11 protein-coding genes are annotated in these 18,850 nt (G+C 71.6%); 2 read left to right on the top strand and 9 right to left on the bottom strand.

Annotated elements, in window-relative coordinates; translation table 11 throughout:
- Positions 1-9: 9 nt before the first annotated feature.
- From HV826_RS08295 to HV826_RS08330, 8 genes are all read right to left on the bottom strand, one after another.
- A complete protein-coding gene (locus HV826_RS08295) occupies positions 10-579 on the bottom strand; it encodes an aminodeoxychorismate/anthranilate synthase component II (protein ID WP_176416461.1) in 570 nt (189 codons plus the stop codon).
- A complete protein-coding gene (locus HV826_RS08300) occupies positions 576-2,036 on the bottom strand; it encodes an anthranilate synthase component I family protein (protein ID WP_176416462.1) in 1,461 nt (486 codons plus the stop codon). The genes HV826_RS08295 and HV826_RS08300 overlap by 4 nt, the downstream gene beginning before the upstream one ends.
- Before the next feature lie 220 nt (positions 2,037-2,256).
- Positions 2,257-5,727 carry a helicase HerA-like domain-containing protein gene (locus HV826_RS08305; protein WP_176416463.1) on the bottom strand — a complete coding sequence of 1,157 codons (3,471 nt, stop codon included), beginning with the start codon at positions 5,725-5,727 and terminating at the stop codon, positions 2,257-2,259.
- Between the two features lie 20 nt (positions 5,728-5,747).
- Positions 5,748-6,908 carry a hypothetical protein gene (locus HV826_RS08310; RefSeq protein ID WP_176416464.1) on the bottom strand — a complete coding sequence of 387 codons (1,161 nt, stop codon included), beginning with the start codon at positions 6,906-6,908 and terminating at the stop codon, positions 5,748-5,750.
- The gene (locus HV826_RS08315; protein WP_176416465.1) at positions 6,895-8,118 is read right to left on the bottom strand and encodes an endonuclease domain-containing protein; all 1,224 of its coding nucleotides are present in this window, start codon (positions 8,116-8,118) and stop codon (positions 6,895-6,897) included. The genes HV826_RS08310 and HV826_RS08315 overlap by 14 nt, the downstream gene beginning before the upstream one ends.
- A gap of 191 nt (positions 8,119-8,309) precedes the next feature.
- Positions 8,310-9,887, bottom strand: a complete 1,578-nt coding sequence (locus HV826_RS08320) for a bifunctional 3-(3-hydroxy-phenyl)propionate/3-hydroxycinnamic acid hydroxylase (protein ID WP_176416466.1) — start codon at positions 9,885-9,887, stop codon at positions 8,310-8,312.
- A 39-nt stretch (positions 9,888-9,926) separates the two neighbouring features.
- Positions 9,927-10,874 (bottom strand): NAD-dependent epimerase/dehydratase family protein, encoded by a 948-nt coding sequence (locus HV826_RS08325; protein WP_176416467.1) that lies wholly within the window; start codon positions 10,872-10,874, stop codon positions 9,927-9,929.
- Positions 10,871-11,692 (bottom strand): lysophospholipid acyltransferase family protein, encoded by an 822-nt coding sequence (locus tag HV826_RS08330; RefSeq protein WP_176416468.1) that lies wholly within the window; start codon positions 11,690-11,692, stop codon positions 10,871-10,873. The genes HV826_RS08325 and HV826_RS08330 overlap by 4 nt, the downstream gene beginning before the upstream one ends.
- A 128-nt stretch (positions 11,693-11,820) precedes the next feature.
- Here HV826_RS08330 and HV826_RS38015 point away from each other — a divergent pair, with 128 nt between their 5' ends.
- The gene (locus HV826_RS38015; RefSeq protein ID WP_176416469.1) at positions 11,821-13,320 is read left to right on the top strand and encodes a class I SAM-dependent methyltransferase; all 1,500 of its coding nucleotides are present in this window, start codon (positions 11,821-11,823) and stop codon (positions 13,318-13,320) included.
- Between the two features lie 9 nt (positions 13,321-13,329).
- Here HV826_RS38015 and HV826_RS08340 read toward each other — a convergent pair whose 3' ends face one another.
- Positions 13,330-14,844, bottom strand: a complete 1,515-nt coding sequence (locus tag HV826_RS08340; protein WP_176416470.1) for a class I SAM-dependent methyltransferase — start codon at positions 14,842-14,844, stop codon at positions 13,330-13,332.
- A gap of 91 nt (positions 14,845-14,935) precedes the next feature.
- Here HV826_RS08340 and HV826_RS08345 point away from each other — a divergent pair, with 91 nt between their 5' ends.
- Entirely contained in the window at positions 14,936-18,841 is a 3,906-nt protein-coding gene (locus HV826_RS08345; protein ID WP_303623576.1) for an SDR family NAD(P)-dependent oxidoreductase, read from the top strand.
- Positions 18,842-18,850 lie beyond the last annotated feature (9 nt).

Raw genomic sequence — 18,850 nt, forward strand, 5'->3', positions numbered from 1 at the left:
CCTGTGCGCTCAGCGCGCCGGCTCCAGGAAATTGGCGAGCAGCCGGGGCCCCTGGGGCGTGAGGAATGATTCGGGGTGGAACTGGACGCCTTCCAGGCGCGGCAGCTCGCGGTGCTTGAGGCCCATGATGAGCCCGTTCTGCCACGCCGTCACCTCCAGGCACGCCGGCAGGCGCTCCGCGTCCACGACCAGGGAGTGATAGCGGGCCGCGGTGAAGGGGACGGGCAGTCCTCGGAAGACGCCCTGGCCCGAGTGCTCGATGGCCGCCGTCTTGCCGTGCACGGGCACCGGTGCGCGCACCACCTTCGCGCCGAACACCTGGCCCAGGCACTGGTGCCCCAGGCACACCCCGAGCACGGGCACTCGCCCACCCAGGGCCCGGATGACGTCCATGGACACGCCTGCTTCGTGAGGCGTGCAGGGACCGGGTGAGATGAGGATGTGGTCGGGCCGGAGCGCTTCGACCTGCGCCACGGTGATGGCGTCGTTGCGCACCACCTTCAGCTCCGCGCCCTGGGCGCCCAGCGCCTGCACGAGGTTGAAGGTGAAGGAGTCGAAGTTGTCGATGACGAGAATCATCCCTGGCGCTCCACTGACGCCAGGGCCAGGAGCTGCGAGCGCGCCTTGTTGAGCGTCTCCTTGTATTCCTGCCGGGGCTGCGAGTCGTGGACGATGCCACCTCCCACCTGCGCGTAGGCCCGGCCGTCCTTCACCACCAGCGTGCGGATGACGATGTTCAAGTCCAGGTCACCCGTGAAGGACAGATACCCCAGCGAGCCCGTGTAGAGCCCTCGCGCATGGGGCTCCAGCTCTGTGATGACTTGCATCGTGCGCAGCTTCGGCACGCCCGTAATCGTGCCTCCAGGGAAGAGCGCGCCCACGACGTCCAGCGGCTCCACACCCGGCGCGAGCTGGCCGACGACCTCCGATTCAATGTGGAGGACGTGGGCGTACTCGACGATGTCCATCAGCCTGGTCACCTCGACCGAGCCATAGGTGCACACGCGGCCCAGGTCGTTGCGCTCCAGGTCCACCAGCATGGCGTGCTCGGCGCGCTCCTTCTCGTTCGTGCGCAGCTCGTGGACGAAGCGCGCTTCCTCTTCGGGCGTGCCCCGGCGGCGCGTACCGGCGATGGGCCGCGTGGTGGCTCGGCCGTTCTCCACGCGCACCAGCCGCTCCGGTGAGGCGCTGACGACGTGGAAGCCGTCACCTTCGAGATAGCTGGCGAAGTGGACGGGGTTGATGGCGGACAGCGTCTCGTAGAGCGCGAGCGGCTCGCCGGGAAAGGCCACCTCCAGTCGCTGGGAGAGATTGACCTGATACGTGTCACCGGCGCGGATGTACTCGCGCACGCGCTCGACCGCGTCCAGGTATGCCTCCTGGGTGAAGTTGGAGCGGTACGCCGCGGAGGGCCCATCCATCGCGGGTGGCGCGGGTGGCGCCGTGGGCGTGGCGGCGCGGACGTGGGCCTCCAGCGCGTCCAGCCTGTGCTCACAGTCCTCCCAGTCCGAGCCCGTGGCCACCGCGAGCAGCTGTCCCTCGTGGTGGTCCACCGTCAGGAAGGTGTCGATGAACGACAGTGAGATTTCGGGTAGGTGCAGGTCGTCCCGTGGGTGCCGAGGCAGGGATTCGAAAGAGTGCGCGGCCTCGTAGCCGAAGAAGCCCACCGCGCCGCCGCAGAAGAGCGGCATTCCGGGATGACGCACGCCACGCCATCGGCGCAGCAGCGAGCGCAGCACCTCCAGCGGCGCGCCCTGCTGGAGCGCGCCATCAATGAAGCACTGTCCCTCTTTCGCGGTGAAGCGCAGGAAGGGCTTCGCGCCGAGGAAGGAATACCGCCCCTCGGCGCTGACCCGGGTGCTCTCCAGCAGGAACCGGCCTTCCGCTGGGAGGGCTCGCAGGAGGTCCACGGGACGCAGCGCCCCGAGCGGGAGCCGCCGCACCACGGGCACCTGGTTGTAGCCCTGGGCCACGAACGCCTCGAAGGACGTCCGGTCCGGGAAGCGCGTGGGCGAGGGCGAGGGCGGGCGGCTCATGTCGAGGCGCTTGATACCAGGAACCGCGACGGCCGCCGCCTGGAAGGCGCGTTCCGTCCAGTCCGCCGCGTCTGTGGGGGCCCTGGGCGGGGCGTCGCGGTGGAATGAACGTTCCGTCCAGGCCGCCGCGGCTGTGGGGCTTCCCTGAGTGGGGGGCGCGGTGGAATGAACGTTCCGTCCACGCTGCTTCGCCCGGGAGCGCCTCCTGTCGGAAGTGCGGTCAGCGTGAGCCGCGTTCCAGGGTGCGGCGTGCCTCCCTGAGGATTTCGTCCTCGGAGAGTTGGTCGGTGCGAATCGCGGAGCGGTCAGCCTTCAGTTGCTGGACCTTCCCCTCTCTCAAGACGTGGAACTGGCCCTGCTTCTGGCCGGGGAGGCGGGTTTCTGCGTCAATCCGGGCCTCGGTGAACATGGGCTTGAGCTTCTTCAGGGCGTTGTCTTCCTTCACCCCGCCGACGAACCAGGAGCGCACGTTCTCCCGGCACTTGTAGTCCAGGTCCCCAGGACTCTGCGTGGCCAGCATGACGCCCACGCCGGCTGAGCGCGCGCGCTTGAGCAGGTTCTCCATCGGCTGTTTTGTCGCGGGCTTGCTCGTCGCGGGCAGGTACATGTCTGCTTCGTCGAAGAGCAGCACGGCCTGGAGCTTGGACGCGGGGTGTTGGCTGGTCCAGCGGTTCGTCTCCAACAGGAGCTGCGCCACCCAGAATAGGATGCGGTTGTTATCTCCCAGGTACTTGGTGCTGATGATGCTCAGCCGCGTCTTGCCCGGCGTGCTCGCTGCTCCGAGCCCAAGCAGGTCACTGATATCCAGCCGCTCTCCACCAGTTGCCAGCAGCGGGCGGAGGTCGAGCCGGAGCACTTCGAGGTCCTGGGCGAGCTTGGCGAACGTCTTGGTCGGCAGGCCCCCTGTTTCCTGCCGGAGTGACTCGTCCTGCTCCGCGACGAACTTCTGGACCATGTCCAGGGTCAGCTCGTTGCCGGCGGGCCGCTGGACCAACAGGCGCAAGGCTTGCGTGAGCAGCGCCCTGGCCGCTCTGTCGTTGGGACTGGTCTTGTATTCGAGCATGCCCGCGATGGCATCCGCGGCCTGCTGCACGCCCTGCTCACGCTCTTCCGGTGACAGGCTTTCGAGGCCGCGTGGAATCACGGGAATGGCCAGCGGCCGCCCGTCGGAGCGGCCCGGCGTGTAGAGGGCGACTTCGACGCGCTCACGCAGCAGGCGGCGCCGCTCGATGAGGACGGGATCATCCAGGTGTCCTTCCCAGGAGAGGTCTCGCGCGTACGCGGCGAGGTCTCCCTTCCGGTCGACGAGGATGGCGGGCACGCCTCGGAGGAGCAGTTGCTCCAGGACGTTGAGCGCCAGCGTCGTCTTTCCGCTCCCCGTGGTGCCCAGGAAGGCGCTGTGCCGGGTCAGCTCGGAGGGGTCCACCGTCACGACCTGGCTGAACACGCCTTCCGAGGAGCCAATCCGCAGCGGCCCCGTGAGGGTTTCCGAGGGACGTGGGGAGGGAGGGCTCTCGTTGCCCCTGAAGCCGATGGGGGGCTTCACGCCGTGAGGCGGTGTCACGCCCTGGAGCGGGTTGTCCGAAAGGGGTTCGGCCCGGCCTTGCCTGGCCCCCTGGGAGACGACGGGCTCGCGGGGTGAGCGCGCGTCTCTCGCCTCCAGTGCGCTCGTGTCGGCACGGGCAGGAGGGGCGGACTTCACTCCCGCGCGGACGTCGGCCGGGACCGGCGTTCCATCCGACAACGTCGGTGCGCTGATGAATAGCTCCGTCTGTGCCTTGGTGGCGGTGCTCCGGGCTCCGACATTGGCCGTCGGGACACCCGTTCCGCCCTTGGGCGTGGCCTTGGACGTCTTCGGCCCGGAGGACGGGGGCGTGGTGTCCGGCTTCTCCAGCCCCAGGATGTCGCCCACGGACTTGAGCCGGGTGATGGGGCGGGCCGTCCGGCTCCACTCCACGAGGGCGGCTTCACTCGCATGTCGCTCACGGAAGGTGCGCAGGGCCATGAGGTCCCGAAGCTCCGTGTCGCCGACGACGACCCGGCGTCCGCCCTTGCGGAGAAGTGCGCCCAGTTGCTCGGCGACCATCCCCCCGGGCCTGGACGAAGGAAAGTCGGTGGTCCGCACAATGACAGGCGTCTTTCCCACCGCCTTCTTGATGGCTTCGGTCATCTGTTTGCCGAGGCCCCCTCCCCGTGGATCCTTCTCACACAGCGCGACGAGGAGCTTGCTCCCCTCCGGGTGGACCTGGACGTCCAGCATCTCCTTGTCCTTGGGCTTGACGTCGAAGCGCTTCGCGTCCCCGAACTCCTTGCCTCCGGCTTCAATGGCCCAGGCCAGCAGCTCCGCGACATCGGCGGGCTCCTCGGGCGGGTCGATTCGCAGGGTGGCGCGGAAGTCCGTCCACAGTTGGTCCATGTCCGGCTTGGAGGCAAGGGACTGCTCCTCCTTGGGCTTTGCCTGGCCCTGTCCCTGGGGGCGTTGCAGCGGGAAGCTGGCGGGCAGCTCGCCGTCCTGGATGGCCCGGTCGCGGTAGCGGCGGCACTCATTCAGGACGTCACGGGCGCGGTGTCCCCCGAGCACGTCGAAGCCGGCCGCCGGAATGGGCCAGGTCGGGTCCGATGGGGAAGTCGTGAACCCTCGCTGTTCGAACAGGGCTTGCAGCCGCCGCGCCGCGAGGTCCCTGGCCGTGTCCGCCGTCACCGTCTGCTCCAGCGTCACGGGCTCGGGGTCGTTCTCGATGCGGTCGACGATGCCCTGGTTGAGCAGGGGCTTCATCTTCGCCCAATAGTCGGAGAGGCAGCAGAAGACCACGACCGCGCGAGGCACCTTGCTCGCGATGGCCGCGAGGCTGTTCATCGCGCGCCGGAAGGAGTTCTCCATCTGCGGGCGCTGTTCGAAGTCGCTGACGTCCTCGACCTGGTCCACGCACAGCACGAGCGCCTGGCCCAGGCTCCCCATCAGCCGTCCCAGGTGCTCCACCATCCGCGCTGGTGCATCGTCGGCGGTCCGGGGGATGAGGTTGCCGATGACGCGCTGGTCCGCCTCGGACAGCTCCTCGCAGCGCAGCCAGTGGAAGATGCGGCGGTTGAGCCGGGGGTCTCTGCGATGCAGATAGATGAGCGCGCGCAGCAGGTCGACTTCCACTTCCCGGAAGCGAGCGTCCAGCAGCAGCTCGTCCGCCACGGCCCGGATGGTGCCGTGCAGCTCTTCATCCTCCAGAATCTTCTCGTCCTGCAGGTGCAGCGCGAACGCGCTGGTGCACTGGGCCATGAGCGCGTCCGACAGGTGCATCAGCCCGCTGTCGTCATCGTCTCCCGCCTGGTCGAACGGCTTGTCCAGGGAGTCGATGAGGTTGGACAGGATGTAGCGGTCGTACTGCGTCGCATCGACGGTCATCGGCATGTAGCCGACGAAGCCCATGCGCTGACCATGCGCGAGGTTGCGGAAGGCGCGCACCAGGTGCGTCTTGCCGCTGCCTGACTCTCCGAGCAGGAGCAGCAGCTTGCCGGCGCCCGGAGGCGAGTCCGAGGAGGCCTTGTCGAGCAGTCGCTTGAAGACGCGGCGAGCCGGCGCGTTGAGGGCCTCCACGTCGAACGGGTCCGCCTGCCAGATGTGCTGGCCCTGTTCGACGCTGGTGAAGACCTCGCGGGAATCGTCGAGGAAGATATCGAGACGGGGGTCGTTGGCCACGGGGCGCTCCTGGGTTCGGGCTAGACGACAACGAAGTGGAAGCTGGCGCCGAAGGACCGGACCTCGGACTCGGCCACGTCTTTGGGGTCCATGGCGGACACGAGGTCCGCGCGCGTCAGTGACAATTGGCGGGTGCGGTTGGCCTCCAGGAGCGCCGCGTCGAAGGCCTCGCGGGTGCTCCACTCTGGCTGGAGGGCCTTCCATACGTGGGAGATGAAGACCTTGTTCGCGCCGAAGCGGCCCGTGGGGAGGGCTCGGGCGACGGACAGGACACGCTCCGCGAAGGCGGACGGGGAGGGCGGGGCGTCCGTCTTCGCGTCGCCCCTCTCGTCGCTGAGGCGTGGGACCTCGGTTTCCTCAGGCGCAGCGCCCTGTGTGGCAGCGCCTGCCCCGGACGACGTCGAGGCCGGTGCCGGGGGCGTTGCCGCCGAACGCGTCGCCTGGGGATGGGGTGCCGGTTCCACCGGCGGCGTTGACGCACGCGCCGCGCCCTTTTTCTCGGAGGCGCCGTCCTCCCGCGCGACAGCCCACCGGCGCATCAGCGACAGGCGCACGGCCTCCGCATCCACGCGGGGGGCGCCCGCCGCGCGGGCCGCGAGCTGCTCCACGCCCTTGCGCGGGTCCGTCGTCTTCGCGTCCAACAGCTGCCCGAGCAGGTGGGCCTGCACCGCGCGCAGGGTGAAGGGCCGGTCCGTCTCGACGCCGAGCTGCCGCCACAACAGCCGGTCCCGCGTCTGCGCCAGGGTGAGGGTGTCCTCGGTGTCCAGCCCATGTTGGCGCTGAAGCGCGGCGGCGCGCACGCCGTCGGCATCCTTCATCCGCGCCACCACCGCCTTCGATGGCGGCAAATCCAAGCTGCGCGCCACCAGGTGCGTGGCCTTCAGCTTCTTCCACGTCAGGCCGCGCGGCGGCTGCTCCAACTGGAGGAAGCGCAGCACCTCCGTCCGGCCCGTGGGCGTCAGCTCCAAGCTGCTGCGCCCGCGCGCCGCCACCGTCCCGCCGCCCAGCAGCGCCTCCAGGAGCGTTTCGAAGCGGAGCTTCCATTCCGCGCGGCTGAGCTGATGCTCCACGAAGGGCCGGAGCGCGTCCTCCAACTCCCTCCGCGTGCCGAGTCGCTCACTGCCGCGCGTCATGAGCCAGGACAACGCAATGCCTGACAGCCGGTGGTCAGCGCTTCCCATTCGATGCTTCCTTCCCGGTGAGCTCACCCCTGCGGGTGGCAATCAACGTGTCGAGGGTTTCAAGAATCTCTTCCAGGCGCGTCACCACGTCGTCCGCGAGGAAGCGGACCACCCAGTAGCCCGAGCACTGGAGCGCGACGTCCTTGCGCCGGTCCCGGCGGAAGCCGTCGGGGCTGCGGAAGTGGAAGTAGCCGTCGATCTCCACGGCCAGGTTCAGCTCCGTGCAGAGCAGGTCCACCTCCAGCCTCCGGCCACCTCCGACCGGGGCCACGTGGCCATTGAGGACGAAGAGCCCCCGCGTGGAGGCATGGTCCTGGAGCCGGGCGTGCAGGAACTTCTCCGCCTCGCTCCGGGCGCGGCCATTGGCGTCCCGGTAGGCCGAGGCGATGGTGCGCGCCGCCGATTCGTAGAGCGCGACGACCTGTTCGGACGAGCCTTCCTGCCGCAGCCGGGCGCGCGTGGAGGCCACCGCGGCCTCAGGGAGCTCGCGGGTATCCTCGTCGAGCTCCGGCTCGGCCAGGTCCAGCCGGCCCTCCCGCAGCATGGCGAGGATGTGGGACTCCTCCCGCCGGAGGTGCTCGGCGAGGACGTCCGCGGCGAGCACGCAGCCCGTTGTGAGCGCGGGGGCCGCGGTGCACAGAGCCGCGGCGGTGCGAAGCGCCCGGAAGTCAGCGGGGCCCGTCCGCACGCGCAGGGCCGGCGTGCTTCCGGCGGGGACCAGTGACATCAGCGCCTGAAGGGCTGGCAGCGGCGCGCGCGCGATGGCCTGGCTCACCGCGTCTGGAGTCACACCGGACGGCGGCGGGTCTGGGCTCTCCAGGAGGGCCCGGCACAGCTCCCAGGTGGCGGACTGTCCCTGCGGGGGCGTCAGGCCGTCCATCAACACGCGCCGCTGGTGCGCTGTCTTGCCTGGGAACTGGAGCGTCCGTGCCTGGTTCGGGGGCTGGGCGCGGACGACGAACGCCTCCGCGTCACCCAGCAGGTCCCTTTCCCTGGCGAGCGCCGCCGCCCAGGCGGAGACGACGGCGCGCACGTCATCCCCATCCACGATGACGACACTCAGGCCCCGGCGCTGAATCCACTCCGTCCAGACGGTCAGCGCCCGCTCCGGCGGCCCGACGAGCGTGCTCAGCGTCGCAATGCCTTGCGCGCGTCTGCGGGCATGCCGGTCCAGTGAAGCGAGAAGCGCTGCATCCAGTGGTGGCTGCAAGCCATTTCCCCCGAGGTCGCGTGATGGTCTGCCATCGCGGAGGGTTGGAAGCCTGCTCCTCTCATGGACTTCGATGCAACCCCCGGGGGAGGTATGGACAGCTGAGAGTGATTGTGCTCGGGCGAGTCAGACATTACATCCCGAGGTCTTCCGGACACCGTGCTTGCAATGTCTGTCGTCCGTGCAACGGCTCACGCCTCTTCCACGCCCAGCGCCGCGCGCAGCTCGGGCATCCGGGCCAGGGGCACCGCGCCGAAGACGAAGCGGTCCGGCCGCACCACGGCCACGTCCGCGCCGTGCTCCCGGAACCACTCGGACAGCCTGCCGGTGTGGTCCTCCACGCTGTCGTCGCCCAGCCCCGGGACACCCGCGGAGCGCACGGTGACGGCGCGGGCCCCCAGGGACTCGGCCAGCTCACGGGCCACCTCCGTCCCCGGGCTGCCGCCCCGGCTCAGCACGGCGAAGCCCGGGCCCAGGCTGTCATCCAACAGGTGCTCCTCACCGGACGCGCGCCGCACGAGAGGCTGGGGAAGGTAGCTGCCTTCCGCGGCCCTCCGGCTCGAGCGGCGGCCGCCCAGCATCCAGCCTTCCTCGATGGCGGGCGCCGGCTTGAAGCGGAAGCCCTCCACGAAGCGGCGCGCGGCTGGAACGGCCTGGAGGCCCCGGAGCACGGTGTCCCGAACCCAGGCCAAGGGCGTGCTGCGCGCGGTGAACACGGCGCCCAACCTCGCGGTGGCCTCGAGCAAGGCGCGCACGTGCGGACGGCGCTCCACGGCGTAGGTGTCCAGCAGCGCCTCGGGGGCGCGGCCCTGGAGGACCCACGCCAGCTTCCACGTGAGGTTCGCCGCGTCGCGCAGTCCGGACACCAGGCCCTGACCCATGAAGGGCGGCAGCAGGTGGGCCGCGTCTCCCGCCAGGAAGGTGCGGCCCACGCGCCAGCGCTGCGCCACCACCGAATGGAAGCTGTAGAGCTGCGCGCGCTCCACCGTCACTCGGTCCGGATTCACATACGGCCCAATCAAGCGGCGAACCGTGCCGGGCTGCGTCATCTCCTCGCCTGTCTCGCCCAGGCGCAGGCGAAACTCCCAGCGGAACCGCCCCAGGGGGCCGCGCCCGACGAAGCCGGGGCGGGCCGGGTCGCAGACGACGTGACACTCCGGAGGCGCGTCCTCCTCCGCCACGGTGCCGGAGATGGCAATCCACGGCTCCTGCTCGCCGCGGCCCTCCATGGGGATGCCCAGCAGCGCGCGCACCGTGCTCCGCCCCCCGTCACAGGCCACCAGGTAGCGGGCGCGCACCCCGTGGCGGACACCGGACGTGCGGTAGCGCACGGTGACGCCCGCGCCGTCCTGTTCCAGTGACTCCACCTCGGTGCCCGTGCGCAGCTCGGCGGCGGGGAAGCGGGAGAGGCCCTCGCGCAGCGCCTTCTCCAGGAGCGGCTGGTGGAAGAACCAGATGGGCGCGTGGCCGTAGCCGAAGTCCACCTGGCCCAGCTGGACCTGGGCAATGGGTTGGCCGCCCACGCCGGTGAAGGTGACCTGCCGGCCCTGACGCAGGTCCGGCTTCAGCGCGTCGAGCAGGCCCGCGGCCTGGTAGATGCGCAGGGCCTCGTCGTCACAGGAGAAGGCCCGGGGTTGGCCATGCGGCGCGGCCTCCCGTTCGAGGACGAGCACGCGCACGCCCTGGAGTCCCAGGAGATTGGCGGTGAGCATGCCCACCGGCCCGCCTCCCGCGATGACCACATCCACTTCCTCGATGTCGGCCGACATGGACTTCCCCCCGGAAGCAGGTCCGCTGCGGGGAGCAGTCTAACGTCCCTGGCTCCCCGCGGGGAGGATGGGCGCGGCTTCGCGGTAGATGCGCAGCGAGTCCGCCACGCTGTGGCGGTATTCGAAGCCCGTGGCGTCCAGGAAGCGGCGGTTGTCCACGACGATGGGGAAGCGCAGGTGGTCCAGCGCGCCCACCGACAGGCGAGGGAGGCCCGCCCGCCCCAGCAGCAGCGACAGGAGCGGCGCGGGCAATGGCACCGCGGTGCGCCCTGTCTCCCGGACGATGACGGACAGCGGAATCGGCGGAGGGCCCGCCACGTTGAAGAGGCCCCGGGCCTGCTTCTCCAGCGCCAGCGTCAACGCCGTCACCACGTCTTCCTCCTGGAGGACGTGGAACAGCGGGTCGTACCCGAGCACCAGCGGCACGCGCCGGCCCTTGAGGAAGGAGGACAGCGTGCCGGTGCCGGGAGCCCCCAGCGTGTAGGGCAGCCGCAGCACGGCCGTCGTTATCTTCGGCAGGCGCCACAGCGCGGTGGCCGCGTACAGGTCGGCGGCCACCAGGTCCGCCAGCTCCGGGATGGCCTCCAGCGCGCGGGGCGGCTCGTCCTCGGAGTGGTACAGCGGCGAGTCCGGCGCCGCGCCGTAGAAGGTGTGCCGTCCCACGAAGAGGAGCTGCTTCACGCCGTGGGCCGCGCAGTGGTCGAACACCGCCTTGGTGCCGTCCAGGTTGATGCGCCCGCGCTCCTTGCCCGGCACCGTGAACGCGGTGACGGTGGCCATGTGCACCACCGCTTCGGGACGCCAGCGGCGGAAGACGTCCTCCGCGGCGCGCTTGCGCACGTCGCCCCGGTAGACCTGGATGCCGGCCTCGTTGGCCTCGGCCCAGGGCCGGGTGTCGATGCCCGCCACCTGATGCCCCCGCGCGTGCAGGTGCAGCGCGAGCTGGCGGGCAATGCCTCCGGAGATGCCTGGAATCAGCACCCTCATGGCAGCAGGTTCCTTCCCGCCCGCCGGCTGTGCCGCTGCGCGCGGCCGCGCTCGATGAGCCCCGCGATGCGCTGCTTCACCTTCGCCACATAGCCCTCGATGACGTGGTCCTCCTCGTCCCCCGTCCCGTGGAACATGAGCGGCTCGCCGTAATGGATGTCCAGCTGCACCGGCAGGGGCAGCGGCAACAGGTACGGCGTCAGCGGGATATAGGGCACGCCGAGCAGCTTCCCCAGCGTGTACGCGTTGAACACGGTGGGGACGGCCGAGCCCCCGCCCAGGAACGCGAAGGGGATGATGGGCGAGCGCGTCTGCAGCGCCAGGCGGACGAAGCCGGTGCCGAAGTCCACCAGCGAGTAGCGCTCGTTGAAGAGCTTGGCCGTGCCGCGCGCGCCCTCGGGGAAGATCATCAGCAGCCGGTCATCCTCCAACAGCCGCTTCGCGTGCTCGGGCAGCCCGATGAACTGCCCGGTGCGGCTGGCCCACAGCGAGGACACGGGGAAGTTGTGGAGGAAGCGCTCCACCATGCCCTGCGCCAGCCGGGGCGGGTCCATCTCCAACATGGTGGACGTCAGCACCATGGCGCCGTCCACCGCCACGCCGCCGGAGTGGTTGCCCACCAGCATTCCGCGGCCCCGCGGGGGGATGTGCTCCACCCCGTAGCAGCGCACGCGGAAGTAGTACCGGTAGATGGCGCCAAAGACGCGCAGCGCATGTCGCACGTGAGACTTGGAGATGCCGTACGGGTCGACGCCGTATTCGTTGAACGGCAGTTCCAGCCGGTCCACCCGGGCTTCCAATGAGTCGGTCAGGGCCACGGGGGCACCGTAGCACCCCGGCGCGCCCGGCCCCGCCGCTTTCCACCACGGGTTCGTTGGGTACCCGCCGGGTGTTGAGCGATACTCGCCCGCGCTCCCCCCAGCCCCCAATCCAGGAGCGCTGCTTCGTGTCACAGCCCGTTCCCGCGCCGTCCCCCGCCTTCGTTCAGCAGCTCAACTTCCACGCGCGAGACGCCAGCAACGAGGCGTCGGCGCTCCAGGCCGCCTTCGCGCTGGGCCTCTTCGGCCACCTCCCGGAGACGGGCTCGGGCGAGCCGGTGTCCCTGGAGGCGCTCGCGGAGCGGGTGAGCGGCACCTGGCGAGGGACGCGCTCCGTCGTCGAGCCGCTGGTCGCGCTCGGCTTCGTCCATCTGGAGGACGGGCGGGGGTATTCGCTGCCCGCGTCGACCGCGGCCTTCCTCCGGGATGAGGCGTTCACCGCGGACCTGCGAGAGGCGCGGCGCTGGTGGCATCCACTGGCGCTGCTGCCTCAGGCCGTGCGTGGGGGCGGCCCCGTGGCGTGGGGCGGGGAGACGTGGGACGTGCTCGGGTGGTACCGCGCGCTGTTCCTGTCGCCCGCGCCGTCCACCCCGAGCGCCGAGGCTCGGGACTTCCATGACCGCTTCGCCCGCAACCCCGCGCGCACGCTGGCGCTGGTGACGGCCGCGGAGCTGGACGTGCTGGCGAAGCTGGTGCGCGGGCCCGTGCCGCTGGACGTGCTGGCGCGGGACGTGGGCGCTTCGGCGGAGGCGCTGGAGGTGTTGCTGGGCGCGCTGGCGGCGATGGGCATCGCCCAGGCACGGGAGTCAGGCTGGGGCTTCACGGAGGCCGCGGGCCGGGCGCTGGACGCCCAGAGCCTGCCGTACTTCCAGCGGGCGCTGCCGGCGACCATGGCCTACTGGGAGGCGCTGGGGCACCTGGACGAGGCGGTGCGCGAGCAGCGCTTCCGGTTGGACCTGCGGGACGCGGAGACGGCGCGGCGCATCTACCAGGAGAACGCCTCGCGCATCTCCAGCATCTTCGCCTCGCACCTGCGGCTGAGCCGACAGGCCGCGACGCGGGTGCGGTCGATGCGGCCGTTGGCGCAGGCGCGCGTGTTGGACGTGGGCACGGGCTCGGGCGTGTGGGGCGCGGCCTTCGGCTTGGCGGACCCCACCACGCACGTCACCTACCTGGATTCGCCGCACGTGCTGGACGCGGTGCGCCCCCACCTGGCGAAGCTGAAGCTGGAGGCCCGTTCCGAGCTGTGGGCGGGGGACTGCCTGTCGGTGGACTACGGCGAGTCCCGCTACGACGTCATCCTGCTGCCGCAAATCATCCCCGCGCTGCCGCCCTCGGAGCTCCCGGGCTTCTTCGCGCGGCTGGCCCGGGCGCTGCGGCCCGGCGGGCTGCTGCTCATCTCCGGCTACCTGCTGACGGACCGGCGAGACGGCCCGCTGGACGCGCTCTACTTCGCGCTGCGCCGGTACGTGACGAACGAGGGAGACGTGCTGTCGCTGCCGGAGTTCCGCGCGCTGCTGTCGCCCGTGGGCCTCACCGACGCCCGCGGCTTCGACATGCCCATCCAGCAGGTCGTCATCGCCCACCGGGGCGACGTCGCGTGGCCGGAGCCCGCGGCGTCGCGTTGAGCCGCCGCGTCAGGCCGCGCTCTTCCGAGGACTGGCCGGAGCCGGCGCCAGCGTCGTGGGCAGTGGCACGCCAGGGCGCGCGGCCAGCACCAGCTCCTGGGTGGGCAGGGGAATGCACACGCTGGAGGACAGCCCCACGTCCGCCAGGAGCTGGCCGTACTCCGAGGCGGACAGCAGGTCCCCCTCATTGGTCATGAAGCGGCGCAGGCCGAAGTAGAGGTGGTCCAGCGGGCCATCCCGGCGCTCGTCGAGGACATACTCCGCGATGACGAGGACGCCGCCGGGCCGCAGGGCGCGCGCCACGCGGGCGAACATGCCGGGGAGGTCCTCGGGCCGCAGCACGTTGAGCACCTGCGGGAGGATGATGAGGTCGAAGTCCGCCTCGCCGAAGTCCTGGGTGAACAGGTTGCCCGGCCAGAAGCGCGCGCGGTCCAACACCTTCAGCGCCTCCACGTTGCGGCGCACCTGCTCCAGCACCACCGCCTGGTCGAAGTAGGTGACGTGCGTGGTGGGCGTGGCACGCGCGAAGGCCGCGCCCCACACGCCCGAGCCGGTGCCGATGTCCAGCACCTGGGCACCTTCCATCGCGCGGGCCTGCGCCACCGTGGCGGCGGCGCGCCGGCTGAGCTGGAAGTGCGAGGCGAACACCGCCGTAATCTGGCTCGAGTTGTCCGCGTAGAAGCGCTGGCTCACCTCCGGGTCCTTCAGGTCCAGGATGAAGCGCTCCTCGCGCACCGTCTCGTCCAACCGGCCCAGGGCCTCCCAGTACCGCTCGGACACGGACAGCGAGCGCAGCAGGTAGGGCAGGGCCTTGCCGTCCAAAAGCTGCCGGGCCTCGTCCGTCAGCCGCCACGCCGCGCCCTCCCGCTGGGCGATGCCGAGCTGCTCCAGCAAGGCGACCAGCAGCGACAGGCCCTCGCCGCCGAGCCCCGTGGCGGCGCCCAGCGTCTGCTCGGTGTGGTCCTGCGATGACAGGGCCTCCAGCAGCCCCAGCCGACCCGCGGCCAGCAGCACCTGCATGCGGAGGGCGCTGCGCGCGTAGCGGTCGAAGAAGTCCTCGGCGTCCGGTGAGGGCCCCGGTTCGGCCGGCGTGAGGAACAGCGCGCGGTAATGGCCAAGCACGTCCCAGCTCGCGCCACCGTGCGCCACCGGTCCCCCTTGTTTCACCGCCTGGGCCAGCAGCTCACCGGCGCTCCACCACGGACGCTGGGCTTCCAGCCGTCGCCGGAAGTCCGCGTCGCGCAGGAACGCCGCGACGGTGGGGGTGAGCGCCAGCGCGCGCGCGTCATCGAGCTGGACGAAACCCAGGCAGACGAGCAACTCAGTCAGGGCCCGGGTTCCCCGGTGCGTGCACTGGATGCGCCGTGCCAGCTCCGCCATCGACACGGGCGGGCCTTCCCCCTTCACCGGCAGTGCGTCGAAGAGTCCCAGTGACAGTGCGGTGCGCAGCAGGGCCGACTCGTTCGAGGCATTGCGCGCCCAGAAGTGGAGGGACTGCGCCAGGGTGCGACGGTCGACGACCATTGATACCTCGTCCGGGGGGGATTTCAGCTTCGCCCTTCACTGTCCCGGGGCGCAACCCCGGGGCGGCGGGCCCTGCGCTACGATGACGCCCATGGCTCCTCGAACGACTCCGGTGGAAGCGGCCCTTCACCTCCTGCGCGAGGATGCGCGCGTCCAGGACGTCCACGTGGGGGAGTCCTCTGGGGTCGCGACGGCCTGGGTGGTGCCTCGTCGCGCGGTGCAGGCCGCGGCCCTGGAGTCGCTGCTGCGCGAGCACCTGGGAGACGCCGCTCCCGCCGTTGCGCTGGTGGACGTGCTGCCGCTCCAGGACACGGGGACGCCGGATGAGGCGCGGCTCGCGCGGTGGACGCCCTCCGTGCGCCAGCACCTGGAGTCACGGCTGCGCGCCGCTGGCCGGGAGGTGGCCGTGCTGGCCGGGCCCCGCGTGCGGGAGGAGCGCTACACACCCTTGGATGAGCTCCTGCCCGGGCCGCTGATGCCTCGGCTGGACGAGACGTCGGGCGCTGCGTCCCAGACGTCTTCCGTGGATGAGGCCGACCTGGAGAACGCTCCGCCCGCGCTGCTGGATGGCGGCCCGCCGTGCCGGCCGGAGGGAGCGCCTCGCCTGCTCGGAGAGATGCTCCGGCGGGCCGTGGCGCTGCATCCGGAGAAGACGCTGACGTTCATCGACGTGGAGGGCCGGCGCGAGGTGCTGCGCTTCGATGCGCTCTGGCGCGAGGCGCTGCGGCTGTGCGGCGGCTTGCAAGCACGCGGGCTGAAGGCGGGGGACCGCGCCGTCCTGGTGTTGGAGCGCCCGGGCGAGGTCATCCGGGCCTTCTGGGCGTGCACGCTCGCCGGTGTGGTGCCGTCGCTGCTGGCCTGGCCCGCGTCGTTCGAGCGCGCGCATCCCACGATGGCGCGCGTGCTGTCGGTGGCGCAGCGCCTGGGCGGGCCGTGGGTCCTCGCGGGGCCCGCCGCCGTCGGCACCCTGGAAGCCGCGGGGCTTCGGGTGGCCACGCTCGCCGCGCTGGACACGGGGGCGGAGGGGCAGCCCGCCGCCGTGCCCGAGGGCGCCGCCGCGCTGATGTCGTTCACCTCCGGCAGCACCGGGCTGCCCAAGGGCGTGGTGCTCACGCACGACAACCTGTTGGACATGTGCGACGCGATGATGGCGGGCGGCTGGTACACGCCCCAGGACGTGGGCGTGAGCTGGATGCCGCTGGACCACGTCGCGGGCATCACCTATTCGCACCTGCTCTGCCTGCGGGCGGGCACGTCACATGCGCTGGTGTCCCGCGATTATGTCCTGGCGGACGTGCTGCGGTGGATGGACCTGCTCTCCGAGCTGAAGGGCACCCATGGGTGGGCGCCCAACTTCGCGTTCGGACTGGTGGCGGACCGGCTGGAGCGAGGCGAGCGCCGCGGCTGGACCTTGTCGCACGTGCGGGTGCTGAGCTGCGCGGGCGAGCCGCTCGTCGCGCGGACGCTTCAGCGCTTCACGGAGGCGCTGGCGGGTGACGGGCTTCGGCGGGACGTGGTGTGCCCGGGCTGGGGCATGGCGGAGACCACCTCCTTCTTCACCAACACCCGGGGCGTCCGGACGCGTGACGGGCAGTCCGCGGTGGAGCTGGGCCCGCCGCCCGCGGGCTCGGCGCTGCGCATCGTGGATGACGCGGACCAGGTGGTGCCACAGGGCCGCGTGGGGCAGCTCCAGGTGCGGGGCGCGTCGGTGCTGGCGGGCTACCTGGATGACCCGGAGCTCAATGCCCGCTCCTTCACCGCCGACGGGTGGTTTCGCACGGGGGACCTCGCCTGGGTGCGCGACGGGCAGATGGCCATCACCGGACGCGAGAAGGAGGTCCTCATCCTCCACGGCAACAACGTCTATCCGCAGGAGATAGAGACGGTGGTGGAGGAGGTGCCGGGCGTGCTGCCCACGTACTCCGTGGCATGCGCCACGCGTGCGGGCGGCGCGCAGACGGATGAAATCGTCGTCTTCTTCGTCCCCGCGCCAGACGCGCCTCCGCTGGGCGACCTGCTGCGCGCCATCCGCGAGGCCGTGGGACGGCGGCTGGGCTTCCAGGTGGCGTGGCTGGTGCCGCTCGCCCGGCAGCAGGTGCCTCGCACGGAGCTGGGCAAGCGCGGGCGCACCGAGCTGCGCCGGCGCTTCGAGGCCGGGGAGCTGGCCGAGGAGCGCCGCGTGGCGGAGCGGCTGCTGGGGGGCCGCTTCACGTTGCCCCCGTGCCTGGCCGTGCCACGCTGGCGGCAGCGGCAGCCCGGCGCTGGCGTGGCGGAGGCGGGGGCCGTGCTCGTCGTGGGCGACGCCTCCTGGGCCGACGCGCTGCGCGCGCGGCTGGCGCCTCGGGAGGTGCTGCACGCGGAGCCAGGCGCTGGCTCCGCGTTGTCGCGACACCTGTCCTCCGCCGAGCGCCGGGTGAGCGAAGTCGTCTACGTGGCAGCGCCGACCACGGGCGCGTCTTCGCGGGACACGCTCGCGCGCGCGGTGGCGCCCCTGTTGGCGCTGGCTCAATCCCTGGCGCCGCTCGTGGAGGCCGCGCCCTGCCGGCTGCGCGTCGTCGTGCCTCAGGCGGGGGCCTCGCTCGAGACCGGGGCGGCGGCCCACCTGCTGCCGGGGTTGCTCCGCGCGGCGGAGGCGGAGGTGCCCGGTCTGGAGACCTCGGTCCTGTGGGTTCCCCAAGAGCGCCCGGCCGCGGTGGACTGCGTGGCCACCGAGCTTGGGCAGCCGCGCCCCGCGTTCGAGCTGGCCTGGCGGGAGGGCCGCCGCTGGGAGCGTGGCTACGTGGCCTGGACGCCGTCCCCAACCCCTGCGCCGGTGCGCCTGAAAGAGGCGGGCTTCTACGTGGTGACGGGGGCGCTGGGCGGGCTGGGGCAGGCCTGGGCGCGCCAGCTGCGACATGGGCTGGGCGCGCGCCTGCTGCTCGTGGGGCGCCGCCAGCGGGACGCCGCCGTGGCGTCACTGGAGCGCGAGCTGGGGGCGGAGTACGTCACCGCCGACGTCACGGCGCCGGAGGCGCTGCGGCGGGTGCTGGCCGACGCGGAGGCGCGCCATGGCCGGCAGCTCGACGGCGCCTTCCACTTCGCCGGTACGTTGAGCTCCGTGCCCCTCATGAACGAGGCGCCCTCGCCGCTCGTGGAGGGCGCCGCGGCCCATGTGCTGGGCGCGGTGGCGCTCGCGGACGCGCTGCGGACGCGGCCAGAGGCGCAGCTCGTCTTCGCCTCTTCATTGATGGGGACGCTGGGGGCGGGGCTCCACGCGGGCTATTGCGCGGCCACGGGTTTCCTGGACCGGTACGCGGAGGCGCTCGTGACAGAGGGCCGGCGCGCGGTGTCGGTGGCCTTCAGCTCCGTGCGCGACACGGGCATGGCGCGTGGACTGACTGCGTCGCCCCCGGGGTACCGGATGCTGGAGCTCCCCCAGGCCCTGGCCGCCCTCGCGTTGGCCGTGGAGTCGGGCGAGGCCCGCGTGCTGGCGGGCGTCGAGGGTTCGGCGCTGCCCTGGCGGACGGTGGGGCTGGGGACAGGGGCGCCGTTGGACGCGGCGCACGTCTTCCTGGAGGCGGGCGGAGTGGGGGCGCCGGACGTGGACGGCGCGGATGCACAGGTGCACGTGCTGGAGTCGCTGCCCAGGCAGGCCCGTGGCGCCGTGGACCGCGAGGCGCTTGGCGCGATGCTGTCGGGCGGCGGCGCGCGGACCCCGGCGGGGCCGCTGGAGGTCGTGGTGGCGGAGGCCTTCCGCGACGTGCTCGGCGTGGATGACGTGGGCGCGCACGTGGACTTCTTCACGCTCGGTGGCAGCTCGCTGCAGGCCACCCGCGTCCTGGCCCGCGTCCAGGAGCGCACCGGCTTGCGGTTGCCCGTGACGGCGCTGTTCGAGCACGCCTCCGTCGCGAGGCTCGCGGCACACATCCGGCATCTCGTCGACCCCGAACAGCTCGATGTTTCACTGCTCACCGATGCGCAGGTGGCCCTGCTGCTCAGCGTCATTCAGGCGCCTTGAGCGCGGCGC

This window comes from Myxococcus sp. AM010, assembly GCF_013372585.1.
GTDB lineage: Bacteria > Myxococcota > Myxococcia > Myxococcales > Myxococcaceae > Myxococcus > Myxococcus vastator.